Origin of the sequence: Campylobacter concisus (genome assembly GCF_002912425.1) — a bacterium.
Lineage (GTDB): Bacteria > Campylobacterota > Campylobacteria > Campylobacterales > Campylobacteraceae > Campylobacter_A > Campylobacter_A concisus_AH.
In genome coordinates this window covers 1-1,643 of sequence record NZ_POYR01000112.1, presented here as the reverse complement: position 1 = coordinate 1,643, position 1,643 = coordinate 1, and the positions used below count along the sequence as shown (strand labels likewise).

General features: G+C 31.0%; 1 protein-coding gene. It reads right to left on the bottom strand.

The genetic code is table 11. The annotated features are described in order from the left end of the window. Window positions 1-1,631: hypothetical protein (locus CYP84_RS05710; protein WP_180996391.1), on the bottom strand; the 1,631-nt coding region annotated here is incomplete at its 3' end. Window positions 1,632-1,643: the final 12 nt, after the last annotated feature.

Here is a 1,643-nt window from a genome sequence, read left to right as displayed (position 1 = left end):
CTAGCATAGTTAAAATACCTTGCATCTATCTCATTACCAGATCCTCTTAGCTCATCTAAGCATAGATAGGTACTAAGGTTATTTAGTGCTAGTTTAGAAGCTAGGTTAAAAGATAGTTTGTTTTTCTTGTGGTCTATGTCATAGTATATAAATGAGTTATAGTCTAATCCTCCACTGCTTATATTAGCTCCTAGAAATAGTCTATTTAAATTTAGACTTATATAGTTTTGATAGATCATTACTGGATAGTAGCAATAGCTATTTGTACTATTTTTATCATAGGCTTCTTTTATAGACATAGGTTTATATGAGATATTATTTAGTGCGTAAGCTTCATTAAATTTATATGTATATCTTGTGTGCATTATCTCTTTGTAGTTCTCTTCTAGTTTTTCATAGGATGTTTTCCAAAGTTCTAATGCACCACTAACCATAGAAGCACCTATGCTCTTACCTAGTGATCCCGCATAATCTTTTATTAGTCTCTTTATCTCTTGAAAATCTGTATAGCTAAACCTATGAGTATATCTCATAAAGGTATATGTTGTGATCTCTGTATAAGTTATACTTAGTTTATAATACTCCATCGCCATATGAAGCCTAAATGCATTTGAAGCTTGAATGATTAGATTAAGCTTTGAATGTTGTAAAACTACGCTTGTAGTTTTTAGACTCGTTATTAGCAAGATATATCTATCTATCTCTTTAGTCTTTCTTGCACCAAGTAGGCTTTTTACTAAATTTAATACCCCAAGCTCATCAAGAAATGTCTCTCTTAGTGCCTTTGCGTCTTTATTAAATATATAAGAGCCAAGTGATTCATATATCTTAGATATGCCATCTTCACCAACAAATTTTGCTAGTGGAAACACCTCTTCTATAGTAGTTTTTACTAATAATGAGCTTACCTCTTTATTTATATCTCTATCATTGCTATATGCTATATCTTTTAAGTTTATAGCCTCTTTTAGAGTGTTTTTATTCTTAGCAGCTATAGCTTCTTTTATAGTAGCTTCATCTTTTTTATAGTTCTCATCTATCTTGTCAGCTTGCTCTATAAGAAGTTTCATTAGATCTTTTTGCAAAGGGTCTTTGATATCTGCATTTTTACCAACTTCATTTTCAGCTAAAAGCTCTTCAACGCTAACTACATCCTTGTTATTTACTCCATCCATATATTTAGAAATTTCTTCTATACATAGATACTCACCACTTTTTAGACCACTACTTTTTACTGAGTCTTTATAGAAAAATAGCTTTAAATCTCTATCAAAAATTCTTATTATAGAGTTTGAGTGTAGGGCTTTTATCTCATCGTCTTCTATTACTATATATTCATCACCATCTTTAATGCTTTTCTTTATCATTTTTTTTGAATAGCTTTTAGTCATTATAAAGTAAGCCACACTAAGAGATAGTGCTTCTATGAAAGAGTAGCGCTTTGGGAGGGTTTGTATTATACGTTGCATTTGTGATTGGTATTCATCTGCGGTTGATGAGCCATTTTTTATATCATCTATAAGTTGGCTTGAGATATTGCTATTGTTATATGCTTCAGCCTCTCTTCTGTTTAAGGTGTTTTCATTTACCTTATCAAATACTGCCTTAAAAGAGAGAGTTACCTTTTTCATATACTCTTCTTC